An 18,282-nucleotide genomic window follows, 5' to 3' on the forward strand; every position below is an offset into this window, starting at 1 on the left:
CCCGGTCAGGATGGGCGGCGGGGTCGCGCCCGTCCCCTACCCTGACGCCATGCCCACTGCGCAGCCCTCAACTCGCCCCGGTGCCCCCGGCACCCAGCGCATCGATCTGGTGCTCGAGGGCGGCGGGGTCAAGGGCATCGCCCTGGCCGGGGCCATCGAAGTGCTCGAGGAGCGGGGTTACCGCATCAATCGGATCGCTGGCTCCTCCGCCGGGGCGATCGCGGGGGCGCTGAGCACCGCCGGGATCTCCGGGGAGACGATGGTGAAGATCCTGCGGGCCACCGACTACGAGCGCTTCCAGGACGGGCCGTGGTACACCCGCTTCCTGCTCGGCAAGGCGCTGAGCATCCTGCTGCACAACGGCATCTACCGCGGGGACCACCTCACGCAGTGGTTGCAGGAGCAGCTGACCACCTACGGCCGTCCCGGCGGCACCGGCACGTTCGCCGATCTGCTGTACCGCGACCCGGATCCGGAGCTGGATCTGCAGGACGGCACGCAGTACCGGCTCGTGCTGACGGCGTCCGACCTCTCCGCCGGTCGGCTGCGTTTCCTGCCGGAGGATGCCTACGACTTCGGCACTCCCCCGGCGCAGCTGAGAGTGCTCGATGCCGTGCGCGCCTCGGTCTCGATCCCCGTGTTCTTCCGTCCCGTGAGGTGGAGGACGAAGAAGGGCAGACCGGCGTGGCTGGTCGATGGCGGGCTGCTGTCGAACTTCCCGGTCTCGGTGTTCGACCGCCCCGAGGGGCAGGTGCCGCGCTGGCCCACCGTCGGCATCAAGCTCTCCGCACGGCCGGAGAAGAACCTCGGCGTGGTCAACAAGATCACCGGTCCGCTGTCCTTCGCGAAGGCGGTGGTGGACACGGTCACCGGGTTCTACGACCGGATGCACATCGAGTCCTCGCATTCCCGGGCGCGCACGATCTTCGTCGACACCGAGGCGGTGCGGCCGACGGAGTTCGACCTCTCCGACGAGGACCAGGAGATGCTCTACCGCAAGGGCCGCGAGGCTGCGGCCGAGTTCCTCGACGGCGATGGGGATCGCCCGGGGTGGGACTTCCCGCGGTACGTCAGGGAGTACCGTTCGGCGTCACAGACCTGACCTGTCCGTCGGCGAGCCGATACGGCCCCCGCGGGCAGGGGCGGAGTGAGCTCACCCCTCCTCGAGCTCGACCGTCCCGGTGGAGCCGTCGATCGTGACGATCTGTCCGGTGCGCAGGCGCTCGGTGGCGCCGCGCAGGCAGATCACCGCAGGGATGCCGTATTCGCGAGCGACCGTGGGGCCGTGCGCGACGGGCGTGCCCGTCGAGGTGACGAGCCCGGCGGCGGTGAGGAACAGCGGGGTCCAGCCCGGGTCGGTGGTCGCCGCGACCAGGATCTCGCCGGGCTCGATGGCGGCGGTGCGCGGATCGGTGACGACGCGGACCGGTCCGGTGGCTCGGCCGCTCGCGGCGGGCTTCCCCACCAGCTGATGGGCGTCCTCCTCGAGGGGCGTGGCATGGGGATCGGGCGTGTCGGCGGGGATGGTGCCGTCCGACAGCAGCAGCGCCGGAACCTGGGTGCGGCGGCTCTCGCGCCGATGCTCGGCGCGGCGCTCACGAGCGCGGTCGCGCAGATCGAGGCCGGTCTCGGCGGCCTCCTGCGCCTCCTCGAGCGTCACGAAGACGATGTCCGCAGCGTCCTCGAGACTGCCCTCCTCCTGCAGCTGCTCGCCGAGCCGCAGGAGCTGACGGCGGCAGTCCAGCAGCGGGATGACCCACAGGAACTTGGGCATCTCCCGCAGCCCGGCGAGCGATCGCCAGCGCCGCAGGGTGAGGCCGGCAGCGAGCGCCCGCAGCGGGCGGGTGCGGGCGGCGCGGCCGACGACCCGGTCGAGCGTGCGCTCGGCCTCCTCGCGACCGTGGGCGAATCGCGCGTCGGGGGCGGCCTGAGGTTCGGACAGGCGCAGATAGCCGGCGAGCGCGGCGAACACGGGCGCGGGGTCCTCGCTCCAGCGCGGTCGACCGAGGTCGATCTCCTGTGCGCTGCGGTAGCCGAATCGGCTCAGGAACTCGCCGAGCCCGATCTCGGGCAGCGCACCGTCCAGGTACTGGCCGGCGAGCCGGTCGGGCGGAGTGTCGCGGAAGAGGTCCCCGTGCTCGCGGGCGCGGAGGGTGATGTCCCACAGCTCCAGATCCATGATCGTGGTGATGTTGTGGGGCATGCTGCGCCCGATCGCGTCGATCTCCTCCGTGGTCGCCGTGTCGCCCAGCAGTCGCTCGGCGATGCCCCGGGCGGAGAGCCCAAGAATGAGGGGGATGATCAGCGGCATCATCGCCCGCCCGATACCGGGGCCGAGCAGCGTGCGGATCGCGGGGATGCGCTCGGCGGCGGGGAGGCTCTCCGGCAACGGCGGCCGGTCGTACATCGACTGCAGGACCTCGAAGGCGCGTCGTGTGGTCCGTGTCGGGGCCAGCACCGCGGTGACGGCGTCCAGCACGAGTCCGGGCAGCAGGGGTCCGAGCTCGCGCACGAGCGCGCCGGCGTCCACGAGCTTCTCCTCGCGCGGGGCGAAGGCCGGGTTCTCCAGCAGCTTCTCCACATCGCGGCGGATGTCGGCGCCGTAGATGTCCATGGCGGCCGCCGTCCGCTCGCGCAGGCGGGGGTGGCGCAGCACCGCGGTGAGGTCCATGAACAGCCGCCCGCCGATGGGGGTCATCGAGTCCATGTAGGGCTTCATGCCGCGACGGCGGCCCCACCATCCGGCCACGTCGAGCAGAGCGGACATCCCCAGCGGTGTGAACGGGGCGAGGAACCCCTGCATGTGGCCCACCTCCATGTAGGCGCGCAGGTCCTCGCCCTCGTGCGGGGGCAGGGGGAAGAGGGTGGTGATCGAGCGGGACTGCAGCAGCCACAGTCCTTCCTCGTCCAGGGCGAACTCGACGTCCTGCGGCGTTCCGGCGCCGGCCTCGAGGCGGCGGCCGGCCGCGCGCAGGGCCGTCAGGTCCTGCACGGTCAGCACGCCCTGTGCGTTCGGGGGTTCCGCGTCCGTCAGCACGTAGTGGTCGCCCTCGACGGAGCCGTCGACGATGCCGTCCCCCAGGCCCGAGGTGGCGTCGATGACGAATTCGCCGCGGGTACCGGTGATCGGGTTCGCGGTGAACATCACCCCGGCGGCGCGCGGCGCGATCATCCGCTGGACGACCACGGCCATCTGCGCCTCGCCCTCCCATTCCAGGTCGTCGCGATAGGCGGTGGCGCGGTCGCTGTGCAGGGAGGCCCAGCATCGTTCGATCGCCTCGAGGAGGGCCTCCTCGCCCTCTACGTCGAGGAAGGTGTCCTGCAGGCCGGCGAAGCTGGCCTCGGGGAGGTCCTCCGCCGTGGCGCTGGAGCGCACCGCGACCGGTCCCTCGCCGAGCTCTCGGTAGGCCGCCAGCACCTCCTCGCGCGGGACGCCCCCGGTGCGAGGGGCGCGGGTGGTCACGCAGAAGCCGGGCGGGACGCGCTCCCCCGCGGCCATCATGCGGGCGAGTCCGAGGGCCTTCCCGCCGACGAGATCGAGCATCTGTGCGTCGATCCGGCCCAGCGGGATCACGGTTGCGGCGTTCCCGTCCCGCGGTGCGGTGCTGCTCACGTCACTCTGCCTCCTGATCGCGTGCGCGGATCCTCCCATACCGTCGCGGGCGTGTCAGGAGCGACGCCAGGCCCGATCAGGATCGCCCCGCGTCACCTTCCGTGCAGCCCCGCGGACGGCCGATACGGCGGGCCCGCATCAGGCGGTGATCTCCTCGGCGCGGTGGTCGGTGACCATCACCTCGATGCCGTAGAGCTTCCGCACCGCGCGCAGCTGGGAATCCGGGATGTCCGGGTCCTCGATCACCACGCGGATCGCGTCGACCCGCGCGGTCAGCGCCGCGCGGCGGGCGAGCAGGTCCAGATCGCGCCAGCCGTCCCGGGCGGCCATCACGAAGCGGGCCCGCACCCCCTCCCCCGACCCCGCGGGCTCCTGCGGGAGTCGGTCCGACGGGACGACGACGAGCTCGGCCGTCTCGGCCTGCGGGTCGATCTCGGTCGAGACGTACCGGACCTGCGTGGAGGGACGGTTGCTCGCCCCGAGCACCGCGTACTCGCGCGGCGCCTCGGCGTGGCAGGTCAGCTCCTCCGGCACCGGCACCGGGACCGGCTCCGCCCCGACCGGCGCCGGCGCACCGTCCGTCGTCGTCACCGCGGGCACCTGACCGGACCACGTCCGGGCGGTCCCGTCGAAGGCCACCACGCGGGTCAGGGCGTCGACCGGGTGCAGCGCGGGGTCCAACCGCTGCTTCAGCGTCGTCGTGCGCACCGCGGGATCGTCCTCGCTCGTGGTCAGCAGCTGCCGGAACCGGGTGGCCCCGAGGGTCCCCTCGAGATAGACGTTCGCGGCATCCTTGAGCTCCGCGACGTCCTCGAGGCGGGCCGTGAACTGAACGCCGTCCTCATACGCGGTGGCCTCGAGCTCGCGGCACGGCATCGGGTGCGGTTCGGCGTCCTCGTCCTTCCCGGCGGCGAAGGCGCGCAGCAGCGAGAGCACGGTGGGCAGGGACTTCTTGGCGACCTTCGCATGGGGAGCGTCGATGCGATGCTTCGTCAGGCCCGGCACGTCACGGGCGTACTCGATGAGCGAATAGTTCGATCCCTGGTCCGCGTCGGAGTAGAACCAGTCGATCCGCCGGCCCTCGGCGAAGTAGCGGCGCAGCAGCGTGGAGGGCTGCTCGATGTCCCACACCCGCCGGTCGCGGTACAGGCCGTCGCGCAGCACGGGCTTGGAGAAGTAGTAGGGCAGATTCATCTGCGGCACCACCAGCACCTGCCGCGCGGCGGGCAGATCGCGGGCGATCATCGCCGCGATCGAAGCCCCCTTGGAGGCCCCGAACAGCAGCACGTCGCGCTGGTCGAGCCCATGCTTCTCGAGCAGGTCGGTGATCGCGGCGGTGACCCGGTCGTGCAGGGGTCGACCGGCGTTGTCGAAGAGCATGTAGGTCCCGTCGACCCCGTAGCGGTCCTGGAAGCAGACCATGAGGGTGTCGGTCAGGTCCGCGGCGGACAGCGCCTTGAGGTAGCTGACCGCGTAGGAGACCCGTGAGGTGGCCGGCGGGAACCCGGGGAAGGTGACCAGGATCCGCGAGGGATTCGCCGTGTTCCCCCGCATCGAGTACCGCACGTCGCCGTGCTGCTCGACCTGGTAGCGCCGGTCGTAGCTGTCCTGCTCCTCGGTGGTGAACGCTCCGCGGCCGACGTGGATCCGGTGCTTCACGGGCAGGTCCACGGTGAAGTCCGACGGGTCGTCCGAGGTGACGATGATGTTGCTGTACTCCAGGTGCTGCCCCGCAGGCGGCGCGGAGATCTGGTCGCCGTAGACGACGCGGTCGCCCTGGAACAGGCGGAACACCTGCCCGTCGAACGTCCGCCCGTTCGTGATCGTCAGGCGCAGGTAGAAGGTGTCGCGCGGCAGGGTCTCCGACGCCAGGCGCTGCAGCATCGGTCCGCGCTTGCTCCGTTCGACCGCCGCGCGCACGCGGCGGGCGCGGGGACCGTGAGCGACGGCGCGGGCGAGCGCGCGAGACGGCGGGCTGTACAGGGCGTCCCGGGCGGCGGCGCGGGCCCGGGCGCGCAGGGCGGCGGCACGAGGTGGCATGCGGATCGGTCCTCTCGACGACCGCTGCATCATAACGATTCGGCAACACTCACGGTGGAGACGCAGCAGAACGGCGCTCCGCCGCGGCGAGACAGGACCGAGCTCTGCGCTGTGGTTGCCATAGCACCGGGTAGCAACGAATGCGCAGAGTTCGGTGCGCCGAGGAGGTGCGCACCGCTGGGAGACCCCCGATGACGTCAAGAACCCACTGTTTTTCAGGCGATTTCTGTCGAAACATTGACGGAAAAAATCGGCACTTCTAGCGTCCTTGGGGTCGCTGTCGCCACGGTCGGCGCGACGGCCGTCACGCAGCGTGACGGCGCCCGAGACGAAAGCAGGTCGACGATGACGTCCGCCCCTTCCCGCGCACCGGGGTCAGAATCCGCCGCGGCGACCTCCCGCCGCGCCACCTTCGCCGCCTTCACCGGTGCTTTCCTGGAGTGGTACGACTTCTGGATCTACGGCACGGCCGCCGCACTGATCCTCCCGCAGGTCTTCTTCCCCGAGGCCTCCCCCACGGTCGCGCTGCTGCAATCCTTCGGGACCTTCGCCGTCGCATTCCTGACCCGCCCGCTCGGGGCGATCATCTTCGGCCACTTCGGGGACAAGATCGGTCGCAAGCCGGTGCTGCTGATCACGGTGTTCCTCATCGGCGGCGGCACCTTCGCCATGGGCCTGCTGCCCTCGTACGCCGTCGCCGGCGGCCTCGGGGCGATCCTGCTGGTGCTGCTGCGCCTGATCCAGGGCATCGGGATCGGCGGCGAGTACGGCGGGGGCTCGCTGCTCGCGCTGGAGAACGCTCCGCGGGGCAAGCGCGGCCTGGCCGGCAGCTTCCACCAACTGGGCACGCCCGCGGCCCTGCTGGCCTCCAGCGGGATCTTCGCGCTGGTCGAGCAGCTGCCCCAGGACCAGCTGCTCAGCTGGGGGTGGCGCATCCCCTTCCTGCTCAGTGGTCCCTTCCTCGCGCTCGGGTTCTACATCCGTCGCCACCTGCCCGAGACCGCCGCCTTCGAGAAGGACGCCACCGAGGAGCGCTCCGCTCCCCTGCTGGCGCTGCTGCGCGAGCAGCCCCGCGCCGTGCTGCTGGGCATCGGCGCGCGCATGACCGACGCCGTCACCTTCAACATCATCAATGTCTTCGCGGTCTCCTGGGTGACGTCCACGCTGGGGATGGACAGCGCGATGATCCTGACGGGCTTCGTGATCTCCTCCGCGGTCCAGCTGTTCGTGCTGCCTCTGGCGGGGAGGGTCTCCGACCGGATCGGTCGGCGCCCCGTCTACCTCACCGGCATCGCGATCTGCGCGGTCGGCGGCGGTCTGCTGTACTTCCCGATCCTCTCGCTCGGCAATGCGCTGGCCACCTGGGCGATCATCATCGTGGTCCACGCCTTCGGCACCGGGTTGATGTTCAGCATCCAGAGCGCGCTGTTCGCCGAGCTGTTCGGCACTCGCGTGCGCTACACGGGCCTGGGCATCGTCTACCAGGGCTCGGCGCTGATCGGCGGCGGGCCCACGCCCGCCATCGCCGTCTTCCTCACGGCGCTCGCGGGCTCCTGGTGGCCGGCCGGTGCCTACCTCCTGCTCGCCTGCGCGATCAGCGCGCTGTGCATCTGGCGCGCCGGGGAGACCTTCCACCATGATCTCGCCGAGCCGGCGCCCGTCGGCGCGGGGCAGGATGTCGGGGTCGAACAGGGACAGGGCGCAGGCTCATGAGCGATGCCCCCGCCCCGCCGCACCAGGAGGAGGACGCGATGCAGGACATCGGGACGACGTGGTCGGGCAGCCACGCCTTCGTGGCACGGGAGCTGCGCTCCCCGCACAGCGTCGAGGAGTTGCAGGAGGTCGTCGCCGCCTCCCCGCGCCTGCGCGCGCTAGGCACCCGGCACTCCTTCAACGACATCGCCGACACCGAGGGCACGCTCGTGTCGGTCCAGGCGCTGCCCGAGCGCTTCGAGCTCGACGACGCCGCCGGCACGGTGACCGTCTCCGGCGGCAGCACCTATGGGCGCGTCGCCGCCCGGCTGGGCGAGACCCGCTGGGCCCTCGCGAACATGGGCTCGCTGCCGCACATCTCCGTCGCCGGGGCGTGTGCGACCGGCACCCACGGGTCCGGCGTGACCCACCGCAGCCTCTCCTCGGTCGTGTCGGGTCTCGAGGTGGTCACCGCCGACGGCGCAGTGCAGCGGTGGACACGAGAGGACTGCCCGGACTTCAGCGGCCGGGTGCTCGCCCTCGGAGCGCTCGGCATCGTCACCGCCGTGACGCTCGATCTGGTCCCGGACTTCGAGGTGCGCCAGGACGTCTGGTTCGACCTGCCCTGGTCGTCCCTGCTCGAGCATCTCGAGGAGATCCTGTCCTGCGCCTACAGCGTCTCGGTCATGCCCTCCTGGCACGATCCGGAGATCGCCGGGAAGGTCTGGCTGAAGTCCCGCACCGACGTCTGGGATCCGGCGCTGGACCCGTCCCGCTGGGGCGCGCGGTGGGCCCGCACGGCTGACGGGGAGAGGGCCGAGGGGCAGAATCCGAACCAGACGGAGCAGGGCGGGGTGCCGGGTCCGTGGTGGCAGCGTCTGCCCCACTTCCGGCTCGATGCGAACCCGAGCCGCGGCGACGAGATCCAGACCGAGTACTTCGTCGAGCGCCATCGCGGCCCCGAGGCGCTGCGCGCCCTGCTCGCGGTCGCCGACCGGTTCGCGGACCTGGTGCTGGTCTCCGAGCTGCGCACGGTCGCGGCCGACGGGCTCTGGCTCAGCCCGGCGTACCGACAGGAGTCCCTGGGCATCCACCTGACCTGGCGGAACGATCCCGCTGCGGTACTCGACGTGCTCCCGGTCGTCGAGGAGGCGCTGGCCCCGTTCTCCCCGCGCCCGCACTGGGGGAAGTGGTTCACGCTCCGCGGGGACCAGATCCAGGAGCAGATTGCGCGTCTCGAGGATTTCCGACGGCTCGCCGAGAGGACGGACCCGAACCGCGTCTTCCGCAATGGTTATCTGGAGCGCACCCTCGGATTGCCGACCGCACCGGCCTGACGCCTCGGAGGTTCCGGGGCGTGAGGACGCGGACCGTCGTCTCAGTCCATGCCGGGGTGCAGCAGCACCTTGGAGTAGCCCTTCTCGCGCTTGTCGAAGCGGTCGTAGGCGTCGGGCGCCTGGGACAGCGGCAGGTTCTGGGACACGACGAAGCTGGGCGTCGCCCGGCCCTCGGTGATCATGTCGCGCAGCTGGTGGGCGTACCGCTTCGCGTCGGCCTGCCCGGTGCCCATGGTCTGGCCCTTCTCGAAGAAGCGGCCGATCCGGTACAGCAGCTCCCCCTTGGCGGCGTGCTCGTTGGGCGCGCCGGGGTCCGAGGGCAGGTACAGCCCGATCACGCCGATGCCGCCGGTGTGGCGGACGGTGTCGACCAGCTGGTTGAGCACGATCGCGGGCTGCTCCTCGCCGCCCTTGGCCGTCGCCTGGTAGCCGACGGCGTCGACACCGCGGTCGGTGCCCTCGCCGCCGAGGGCGTCGGTGATCTGCTCGGCCGGGTCGCCGTCATCGAAGTTGATCGGTTCGGCGCCGATGTCCTTCGCGATGTCCAGGCGGTGGCCGATGTGGTCGACGACGAAGACGCGGCTGGCGCCGCGCAGCAGCGCGGAGTACGCGGCCATCTGGCCGACGGGCCCGGCGCCGTAGACGGCAACGGTGTCTCCGGGGCGCATGCCCGACAGCTCCACGCCGTGGTAGCCCGTGGGGAAGATGTCCGCCAGCAGCGCGAAGTCGGACTCGTGCTCCATGCCCTCCGGCAGGGGCACGCAGTTGTAGTCGGCGAAGGGCACGCGGAGGTACTCGGCCTGGCCGCCGCTGTAGGGGCCCATGCCGACGTAGCCGTAGGCGCCGCCGGCTCCGGGCGGGTTCACGGTGAGGCAGAACGCGCTCTTGCCGGCGCGGCAGTTCTTGCAGAACCCGCAGGCGACGTTGAAGGGCAGCACCACACGGTCGCCCTTCTTCACTGTGGCGACGCCGGGGCCGACCTCCTCGACGATGCCCATGTTCTCGTGGCCGAAGGTGATGCCGGGCTCCGCGGCGGTGCGCCCTTCGTACATATGCAGGTCGGAGCCGCAGATGGCCGTGGTGGTGATGCGGACGATGACGTCGGTGGGATCCTGGATCGTCGGGTCCTCGACGTCCTTGACGGTGACCTCGTAGGGGCCTTCATAGACGACGGCTTTCATGATGATCCTTCCTGTGCTGGGGCGGAGTCGGCTCCGCCGAGTTCTCCGGTGCCGGTGGTCAGGACGCGGTCGCCGTGCGGAACGCCTGCGCTCCGGCCTCGGCGACGGCCTGGTCCTGCTCGACGCTTCCGCCGCTGACTCCGATGGCGCCGACCACGGCGCCGTCCTCGAGCTGCAGCGGGATGCCGCCGGGGAAGGTGATCAGGCCGTCGTTGGAGAATTCGATGTGGTACAGCGGTGCGCCGGGCTGAGCCATGGGGCTGAGCTGCGCGGTCTCCATGTCGAAGTACCGGGCGGTGCGGGCCTTCGTGATGGCGATGTCGATGCTGCCGAGCCACGCGCCGTCCATGCGGGCGAAGGTCGTCAGGTTGCTGCCGGCGTCGACGACGGCGATGTTCATCAGCAGATCCGAGTCCCTCGCGTGGCGCAGTCCCGCCTCGAGCACGGACTGGGCGAGGTCGAGGGTGATGTCGGCCTTCTGGGCGATGCCCTTCCTCATTCCTCCTTCCCGAGCGCTGCTGTCTGCGCGCTCGCGGTGCATCCCGACCGGGCGTCCGCTGGAGGTGCAACGGGCGGGCGCCAGGCGGGGCACCCTCTCGCTCCCCACCCTGCGCCTGCGGAGGACGGTTGTACAGAGCAGAGGCGGAGATCTGCCGGACGGTAGGTCCGCGGGCGAGCGCGAGCTACGCCGCGGTCGATGCCCCTGGGATGGCGCAGGTCCGCGGGCGAGCGCGGGCTACGCCGCGGCCGATGCCCCTGGGGTGGGCAGTCGCGGCTGGTCAGCTGCGGGCTCTTACCGCCAGGTGGCGGCGCGCTCCTGGTGGGCCGACAGCTCCCGCTCCAGCGCGGCGAGGGTCTCCGGTGCCTCCGCGGCGAGGTCGACGGTCTCGGCCGGGTCCGCCTCCAGGTCGTACAGCGCCTTGCCCACGGTGGCGGGCGGGTCCATGCCCTCGCGGGCGTCGACGACGAGCTTGTGGCGGCCCCGGCGCACGGCCCACTGGCCCTGGTAGCTCCACACCAGGCTGCGCCGCGCGGCGTCCGACGGGCCGACGGCGTCGGCCGCGCCGATCCCGTCGTCGTCGGCCCCCGTGCTCGTTCCGTCCGCCGAGGCATCGCGCAGCACATCCAGCAGCGAGATCCCGTCGACGTCCGGCAGCTCGGGGGCGGCGCCGTCGGACGCGTCCAGCACGGTGGGCAGCACGTCCATCATCATTCCGGCCTGCTCGAACACAGTGCCCGCGGGCAGCTGCGCGGGCCAGGACAGGATGCCGGGTACGCGGATGCCGCCCTCGAAGACGGAGCCCTTGGAGCCGCGCAGGCCGCCGGAGGAGCCGCCGGTGTAGGAGATCTCCTCGCCGTCCAGCCAGTTGCGGCTCTCTCGGGAGGGCCCGTTGTCCGAGGAGAACATCACCAGGGTGTCTTCGCGCGTCCCGCTGCGATCGAGCGCCGCCAGGATCTCGCCGATCGCGTCGTCCATCGCCGCGATCATCGCGGCCGTCTCTCGCCGACCCTCGGGCAGGTGCGCGACCCGAGCCATGTGTTCGGCGGGGGCGTGCATCGGGTAATGCGGGGCGTTGAACGGGACGTAGCAGAAGAACGGTCCGTCCTCGGCGCTGCGGGTGATGAAGTCCGCGGCGCGCCGCCCGATCAGCGTGGTCAGGTACTCGCCGTTGCGCCAGACCTCGTCGCCGTCCTCCCACAGGTCATGGAGAGGATTGCCCTGGCCCCAGTAGAAGATGTGGGAGTAGTAGTCCACGCAGCCGGCGCGGAAGCCGAAGGTCTCATCGAACCCGTAGTGCTCCGGCGCGTAGGCCGCGTCCGCCCCGAGATGCCACTTGCCGAAGATCCCGGTGCGATAGCCGCGCTCCTTCAGCTGCGAGGCGAGGGTCGGCTGGGCGGGCAGGCCGGGGGTGTCGCGCCGGCCGCCCAGGATCGATTCCACCCCGGCGTGGCCGGGGTGCTTGCCGGTCAGCAGGGAGGCGCGCGAGGGCGAGCACACCGGGGAGTTGGAGTACCACTGCGGGAGCTTCACGCCGCCCCGGCACAGGCCATCCAGATGCGGGGTGGGGATGTCCTCGGCGCCGAAGCAGCCCAGGTCGCCCCAGCCGAGGTCGTCGGCGTAGAGGATCACGATGTTCGGGGCTCTGTGCGGGGTCGGGGCCACGGTCACTCCTTCACGGCTCCTGCGGTCATGCCGGCCACCAGCCGGCGCTGCAGGAGGGAGAACAGCACGATCGTCGGTAGGGCGGCAAGGACGGAGGCGGCCATGACGACGCCCCAGTCGGTGCCGTACTCGCCGAAGAGACCGGCGATGCCGACCTGCACGGTCTTCAGGGATTCGCTGGTGAGGAACACCTGGGCGAAGAGGAACTCGTCCCACATGGCGATGAACGCGGTCACGGCGACGGTCACGATGCCGGGCCACACCAACGGAGCGATCACGCGCGTGATGACGGTGAGGGTGGAAGCTCCGTCGATCCGGGCGGCCTCGTCCAGCGTCTTCGGCACGGAGTTCAGGAATCCGGTCATCAGCAGGGTGGCGAGTGGGGTCGTGATCGCCACGTACACGATGATCAGGCCCGCGAAGGAGTTCAGCAGTCTCAGCTCGGCGAAGAACAGGTAGACCGGGGTGATCAGCACGACGAACGGCAGCAGCTGGGTCGCGACCAGAATGATCATCACCAGGGGCTTGGCTCGGAACGAGAAGCGGGAGAGGGCGAAGCCGGCCAGCGTGGCGACGACGACGGTGATCACGGTGCCGATCCCGCAGACGATGATGCTGTTGGGCAGGTAACGCCCGAAGTTCGTCTCGTCGAACAATCGGGCGTACGAGTCCAGGCTGAGACCCGAGAACACGGTCTGCGCCGTGATGCCCTGCGAGATCTCCTGGGCGGGTCGCAAGGAGCTGTAGAACATCCACACGACGGGGAAGACGATCACGACCAGCACGAGCCCGAAGGGGATCAGGAACAGCAGATCCTGGGGTCGGCGGCGCTCCGGCGAGCGGCGGCGCCGAGTCGTGATCGCCGGGCTCGTGCCGACCTGGTGGGTCATCGTCATCACGCGTCCTCCTTGGTCGCGGTCACACGCAGGTAGAGCACGGCGAAGATCGCCATGATCACGGTCATGAGCAGGCCGATCGCCGCTCCGGTGCCGAGCTCGTTGTCGAAGAACGCCGCGGAGTACAGCTCGGTGGCCAGCACCGCCGTGTAGTTGCCCGGGCCTCCCCCGGTGGTGAGCCAGACGTAGACGAAGTTGTTGAACGTCTGGATGACCGTCACCAGGACCACGATGGTCAGCACCGGCCGGAGGTTCGGGAGAGTGACGCTGCGCAGAGAGGTCCATCGGCCGGCTCCGTCGACCGACGCCGCCTCGTACTGCTCCGACGGGATCGACTGCAGGCCGGCGACGAGGACCATGACCACGAACGGGAGCTCGCGCCAGACGATGATCGCGATGATCGACCACCAGACCGTGCTGGTCTGTGCGAGGAACGGGATCGCGCCGTCGATGATCCCGAGGGCATTCAGCGCCTGATTCAGCACCCCGGAATTGCCGTCGAGGATCCATCGCCACGCCGCGATCGCCACCACCTGGGGAACCATCCAGGGGATGAGGATGAGCGTGCGGGAGAGCCCACGCAGCTTCCACCGCCGCAGGATCGGGGACTGCAGGGCGAGGGCGAGGCCGAGGCCGGCCAGGAGTCGCAGCACGACGCTCATCGCGGTGAGCCAGAAGACGGTGTTGAACGCGGCGTTGGGCAGCTCGCCGCTGCTCCACAGGTCGCTGAAGTTCTCGAACCCTACCGATTCCGCGTCTCCGGGCGACTGGTAGGGCGACAGGCTCTGGAACGCCAGGATCACGTTGTAGATCGAGGGGACGAGGAACAGCAGCCCGATCACGAGCAGTGCTGGGGCGCTGAGCAGGTACGGCTGCAGCGAACGGAGTCGGATGGTGCCCATGCCCCTCACTCCTCGAGTCCGGTGGTCATGGTGCTGATGATCTTCCGCGCTGCGTCCGGCGGCTCGGACTGGCCGGAGTAGACGGCGGAGAACTGCTGGTTCACCAGCGCCTGGAGCGAGGCGATGGTGATCGGTGCATCGGCGTAGCGCGCGAAGGATTCGGCGTGCGGGAGCTGGTCGACGTATCCCTGCTCCGAGGGGTCGACGTCGACCTGGTCGAGGGTCGTGGCCGAGGCCGGGTACTGGGGGTAGTTCTCGAAGGTCTCCGGGCTCATCAGGAACTTCACGAACTCCCACGCCGCCTCGGGCTCCTCGCAGTTCGCGTTGATGCCCAGCGCTCGCCCTCCGAGGTGCGTGGCACCGTCCTCGAGACCCCCGGGCATCGGGGCGGTCATCAGCTCGGCCCCGACGCTCTCGCGGGCGGTGCGGAAGGCTGCCGGGGGCATGAAGGTCATGGCGCAGGTGCCGTCGTCCAGGGAGCCGATGATGCTGGGGTCCCCGTAGTCGGTGGTGGCCTGCATGGACACCGGGGTGATCCCCTCGGTGAAGTAGCTGTTGAAGTACTCCATCGTGTCCACGAGCTGCTGCTGGCTGACGCCGACGCTCCAGGTGTCCCCGTCGGCCCGGATCAGTTCGGAGTCGTGGGCCCAGAGGTAGTAGTTGATCGGGAACCACTGTGCGCTGGAGAACTGGGCACCCGCAGGAAAGACGAATCCGCTGACCTCGCCGCCGGAATCCTGGGTGATCTTCGCGGCGACCTCGGCGAGCTCCTCCCAGTCCTGCGGCGTCTCGGAGATGCCGGCCTGCTCGAGGACGTCCGGGCGGTAGACGAGGGCCATCGTGTCCGCGGTCCAGGGCACGGCCCACATCGACCCGTCGTAGGTGGTCATGTCCGTGGCGAGGAGATCGTCACCGCCCTCGGCGGGCGAGGACGCCATGAGGTCATCCAGCGGAGTGAGGATGCGTGGCTCGGCCATGAAGGAGACATCGGTGAAGGCCAGTTGCGCGATGTCGGGGCCCGAGCCGGCATTGGCCTCGCGGGCGAACTGCTGCGGGTTGTTCGGCGACAGAGTCTCCATCGCGATGCGGTAATCGGGATGCTCCGCATTCCAGGACTCGATCGTCTCGACGAGTCCGCCCACCTGATTCGCCGGGTCGAATTGCCGGAAGACGCGCTCGCCCTCTGCGCCTCGGTCGGCGCAGCCTGCCAGCGGCGCGGCCAGAAGCCCTGCTGCCAGCACCGTTCGTCGTCTCATGAGCAGGCCTCCTCGCCATTGTCATGCGAGCGTCAGTAGACATGATCAATTTGACAGTGTCAATGGGTTCCGGTGGTCGTAGCATCGAGGCATGGCATCGCGGACCACCGACCCGACGACGGAGAGATCCGCGCGGCGCGGCACGAACCTGCCGCGCGTGGCCGAGTACAACCAGGTCCTGGTGCTGGACCTGATCCGCCGGTCCCCCGGCACGAGTCGCAGCGAGCTGGTCCAGCGCACAGGGCTGACGATGCAGACGCTCTCGAACATCTGCCAGCGTCTCGTGACTGCCGGGCTGATCCGTGAATCCGGCCGGGTGCGGTCCGGAATGGGGGCACCGCGCATCATCTACGAGGTCGAGCCGACGGGCCGTTACTCCCTCGGACTGCACATCGATCCGGCGCAGCTGAGCCTCGTTCTGCTCGACCTGGCCGGCGAGAGCGTGCACAGCCTCGTCGTCCCGACCCCGGAGGCCCCCGGCCCCTCACACGTCTTCGACCTGATCGAAGAGCAGGTGGACGTCCTGCTCACCGAGGCCCACGTGACCCGCGAACTGGTCATCGGACTCGGGGTCGCGACGCCCGGCCCCCTCGACGTCGAGCACGGATCCGTGATCGGCCCTCCCCTGCTGCCGGGCTGGGGCCACGTGCACCTGCGGGTGGAGCTCGCCCAGCGCCTCGCGCTGACCGTCGTCGTCGAGAAGGACAGCACGGCGGCGGCGATCGGTGAGATCTGGCGATCCCCGCGCGATGCCGAGAACCTCGCCTTCCTCTATCTCGGCACCGGGGTCTCGGCCGGCCTCGTCCTGGACGGGGAGACGCTGCGCGGCTCCGCGGGTGCCGCGAGCCGCCTGTCCCACCTGGGGAACATCGGCCATCTGACGGCGGACCCCGACGGCGAGCGCTGCGACTGCGGCGGGCGCGGCTGCGTCTCCGTCGCCTCGCTCCCTGCCGGCATCGTGGAGAAGGCCGTCGCCCGCGGCGCGCTGCCCTCGGAGACCAGTACGAGCAACGCGCGCGCTGTCGAAACGGCCCTGCTCGAGCTCTCGCGCCGGGCGGAGGTCGACGACGACCCCGGCGCGCGCGAGATCCTCGATCACGCCGCCCGCGGGCTCGCGCGGGTCGGCATGCAGCTGGCGAACCTGCTGGACCTGGATGCCATCGTGTTCGGTGGACCTCAGTGGCCAGCCTTCGCTCCGTCCTGCCTGCGCGTCGTCCCGGAACTCGTCAACGAGCACTTCGTCGCCCGCGACGACCACCGGGTCGAGGTGCGCGGCACCGCCGTCGGAGGACACGTCGGCGCGATGGGGGCGGCCTCCCTGGCAATGTCGGTGACGATGTTCGATGCACCCGGGCACCTGTATCTGGGGTGAGCGCGGACGGACGCACGTCTGACCGACGGCGGGCAGGCGCCCGCCGGAGCACCATGATCGCCATGGGATAGTTCTGGGTGCTCGCCGACAGCGTGGAGACCGACGAGCTCGAACGGCAACACGCTGCGAAGGTCGGCCCGGCGACGTCGCGGCGATGCATCGCCCCCTTTGCGTTGAGGCGGCAACGCCGAAGTCTCAGAATGACGGCCGGACCGCGCCAGGCGTCCCCATGGCTCACGTGACTGGGCGGAGTGCCTGACCATCAACCCTGCGTTCAGAGCCCACCGTCGCGCTCGCACGACGCCGCGTCGATGGACGAGATCACCTGTTCGAACCACGCTCGCGCCGAGTCGAGGTCGTCCAGCACGAGCGAGCTGCCGCCGTTCTCCGTCTCCTCACGGGCGTCACGATAAGCAGGTTCCCAGCCGTCCATGTCACGCAGGGGCAACGGCGGCCACGCTTGCCCGCGACGGAAGTCGAACGTGCGCACGCAGGCCTCCCGCAACGAGGCCACCTCCGGGCCGGCCTCCCAGAGGAGCTGCAGATCCACCAGGTCATGGGCACGCACATCGCTGGGGTCCGTCACTGCGTAGATCTTCTGCGCGATTTGGTGCTCCAGGTCGATGAGCTCCACCGGCTGCAGCTCCCCGAATCCGAAGTGCTCCCCCAGCGCGACGAGCTCTCTGTCGACGACGCGGCGGGCATGGGCACGTGGCCCGATCTCAGGATCGGACACCTCGACGTCCAGTCCCGCCCACTCGCGCCCGAGGAAGGAGATCGTGACCCTGTAGGGATGCATGACGTACTGGGGTCGAACGAGTCCAGGGTCATGCAACCGCCGCGGTCTCAGGGTCGCGGTGAATGCCACGCGCTCCGGAGCATCAGGATCTCGGCGCAGCGCGCCCTTGGTCGCGGACACCGCACCCCACCCCTGTGCCAGTCGTGTTCGGAACACGTCCTCGAAGACTGTGCCACGTTGCCGAGTGGAGACGTCCAGATCGGCTGTGGCCCGTGTCCCGCGCTCCCCGAGTCGGAGTTTGACACCCATACCTCCCTTGACCGCGACAGCGTCCGGAAGCATCTGAGACACGATGAGCGTGCAGAGCATCCGGCGCACGCGGGCGATGGGAACCCCGAGCTCACGAGATGACTCTTCGAGCCGAGAGTTCAGCTGAGCAATGTTCAGCGGTGGGACCGCGGCGCTCATACGGTGCGCTGCTTCCCGTGACCGAGTTCGGCAGCGTCGCGTTCATCGATCATCTCGCGCTGGAGCGCCTGGTCGGCCAGCGCCTTCCAGCGCCTCGGCGGCATCCTGTCGTACAGGTCCTCCAGCGCGCGACGGACAGTGGTCGCCGGGATGCCCTCGTAGCACGTCACGTCCTCATCGGGCACGTCGTTGCGCGTCTCGAGGTCAACCCACTCGGGAAGACTCCTGCGCACCCGTCGACGGCACGCGACCCGGATGCGGCGCGGATTGACCTGCCCCAGTCCCAAGAGATCGAGCACGGCCTCGCGGTGCAGAAAGGCCCCGTCGCCGACCAGCGCAGCAGCGGCCGCGGACTGGGTCAGCTCGGTCGCAGGGACGTCTCGGTGCTGATACACGCCGTTGCCGTAGGCCAGCAGTGCTCCACGGTGCGCGAGCTTGCGCACCTCCACGGCGGGAACTCCTGCCTCCTCGGCCTCGCGGACAGTGACGATGCCGTTCTGCTCTGCAGCGATTTCCCACAGATCGCGTCGGTAGCCCATGATCCCCCTCCGATGTGTCAAAAGCGTACCATTTCCAGTACGCATTTGCCGTCCCCAGGGAGAAAGACGGACATCGAAGACCG

General features: G+C 70.1%; 14 protein-coding genes. 4 read left to right on the forward strand and 10 right to left on the reverse strand.

Translation table 11 applies throughout. The features are described from left to right. Positions 1-49 precede the first annotated feature (49 nt). Positions 50-1,102 (forward strand): patatin-like phospholipase family protein, encoded by a 1,053-nt coding sequence (locus tag JOF44_RS09605; RefSeq protein ID WP_209890282.1) that lies wholly within the window; start codon positions 50-52, stop codon positions 1,100-1,102. A gap of 51 nt (positions 1,103-1,153) precedes the next feature. On the opposite strand, the gene JOF44_RS09610 is transcribed toward JOF44_RS09605, so the two are convergent. Both JOF44_RS09610 and JOF44_RS09615 read right to left on the reverse strand, forming a co-directional pair. Continuing rightward, on the reverse strand, positions 1,154-3,613 hold the full coding sequence (locus tag JOF44_RS09610) for a PEP/pyruvate-binding domain-containing protein (protein WP_209890285.1): 2,460 nt from the start codon (positions 3,611-3,613) through the stop codon (positions 1,154-1,156). A gap of 138 nt (positions 3,614-3,751) precedes the next feature. Next, positions 3,752-5,653: a hypothetical protein gene (locus tag JOF44_RS09615; protein ID WP_209890288.1), complete on the reverse strand. Its 1,902-nt coding sequence runs from the start codon at positions 5,651-5,653 to the stop codon at positions 3,752-3,754. 345 nt (positions 5,654-5,998) lie between these two features. Between JOF44_RS09615 and JOF44_RS09620 the strand changes: the two genes are divergently transcribed. Continuing rightward, positions 5,999-7,366 (forward strand): MFS transporter, encoded by a 1,368-nt coding sequence (locus JOF44_RS09620; protein ID WP_209890291.1) that lies wholly within the window; start codon positions 5,999-6,001, stop codon positions 7,364-7,366. Beyond that, complete coding sequence (locus tag JOF44_RS09625) at positions 7,363-8,682, forward strand: FAD-binding protein (RefSeq protein ID WP_245348908.1); 1,320 nt, start codon at positions 7,363-7,365, stop codon at positions 8,680-8,682. Before JOF44_RS09620 ends, JOF44_RS09625 begins: the two co-directional genes overlap by 4 nt. A gap of 41 nt (positions 8,683-8,723) precedes the next feature. Here JOF44_RS09625 and JOF44_RS09630 read toward each other — a convergent pair whose 3' ends face one another. From JOF44_RS09630 to JOF44_RS09655, 6 genes are all read right to left on the reverse strand, one after another. Continuing rightward, positions 8,724-9,863 carry a glutathione-independent formaldehyde dehydrogenase gene (locus JOF44_RS09630; RefSeq protein ID WP_209890293.1) on the reverse strand — a complete coding sequence of 380 codons (1,140 nt, stop codon included), beginning with the start codon at positions 9,861-9,863 and terminating at the stop codon, positions 8,724-8,726. Positions 9,864-9,921: 58 nt separating this feature from the next. After that, complete coding sequence (locus tag JOF44_RS09635; protein ID WP_209890296.1) at positions 9,922-10,362, reverse strand: GlcG/HbpS family heme-binding protein; 441 nt, start codon at positions 10,360-10,362, stop codon at positions 9,922-9,924. Positions 10,363-10,656: 294 nt separating this feature from the next. Next, the gene (locus tag JOF44_RS09640) at positions 10,657-12,027 is read right to left on the reverse strand and encodes a sulfatase family protein (RefSeq protein ID WP_209890298.1); all 1,371 of its coding nucleotides are present in this window, start codon (positions 12,025-12,027) and stop codon (positions 10,657-10,659) included. 2 nt (positions 12,028-12,029) lie between these two features. After that, positions 12,030-12,923 carry a carbohydrate ABC transporter permease gene (locus tag JOF44_RS09645; RefSeq protein WP_209890302.1) on the reverse strand — a complete coding sequence of 298 codons (894 nt, stop codon included), beginning with the start codon at positions 12,921-12,923 and terminating at the stop codon, positions 12,030-12,032. Further along, the gene (locus JOF44_RS09650; protein ID WP_209890304.1) at positions 12,923-13,825 is read right to left on the reverse strand and encodes a carbohydrate ABC transporter permease; all 903 of its coding nucleotides are present in this window, start codon (positions 13,823-13,825) and stop codon (positions 12,923-12,925) included. Before JOF44_RS09650 ends, JOF44_RS09645 begins: the two co-directional genes overlap by 1 nt. Before the next feature lie 5 nt (positions 13,826-13,830). Continuing rightward, positions 13,831-15,081 (reverse strand): ABC transporter substrate-binding protein, encoded by a 1,251-nt coding sequence (locus JOF44_RS09655; protein WP_209890306.1) that lies wholly within the window; start codon positions 15,079-15,081, stop codon positions 13,831-13,833. A 91-nt stretch (positions 15,082-15,172) separates the two neighbouring features. On the opposite strand from JOF44_RS09655, the gene JOF44_RS09660 reads away from it, so the two are divergent. Continuing rightward, positions 15,173-16,453: an ROK family transcriptional regulator gene (locus tag JOF44_RS09660; protein WP_209890308.1), complete on the forward strand. Its 1,281-nt coding sequence runs from the start codon at positions 15,173-15,175 to the stop codon at positions 16,451-16,453. Positions 16,454-16,727: 274 nt separating this feature from the next. Here JOF44_RS09660 and JOF44_RS09665 read toward each other — a convergent pair whose 3' ends face one another. Together JOF44_RS09665 and JOF44_RS09670 are read right to left on the reverse strand one after the other, a co-directional pair. Next, the gene (locus tag JOF44_RS09665) at positions 16,728-17,660 is read right to left on the reverse strand and encodes a nucleotidyl transferase AbiEii/AbiGii toxin family protein (protein WP_209890310.1); all 933 of its coding nucleotides are present in this window, start codon (positions 17,658-17,660) and stop codon (positions 16,728-16,730) included. After that, the gene (locus tag JOF44_RS09670) at positions 17,657-18,199 is read right to left on the reverse strand and encodes a type IV toxin-antitoxin system AbiEi family antitoxin domain-containing protein (protein WP_209890312.1); all 543 of its coding nucleotides are present in this window, start codon (positions 18,197-18,199) and stop codon (positions 17,657-17,659) included. Before JOF44_RS09670 ends, JOF44_RS09665 begins: the two co-directional genes overlap by 4 nt. Positions 18,200-18,282: the final 83 nt, after the last annotated feature.

This window comes from Brachybacterium fresconis (assembly GCF_017876515.1).
Taxonomy (GTDB): domain Bacteria; phylum Actinomycetota; class Actinomycetes; order Actinomycetales; family Dermabacteraceae; genus Brachybacterium; species Brachybacterium fresconis.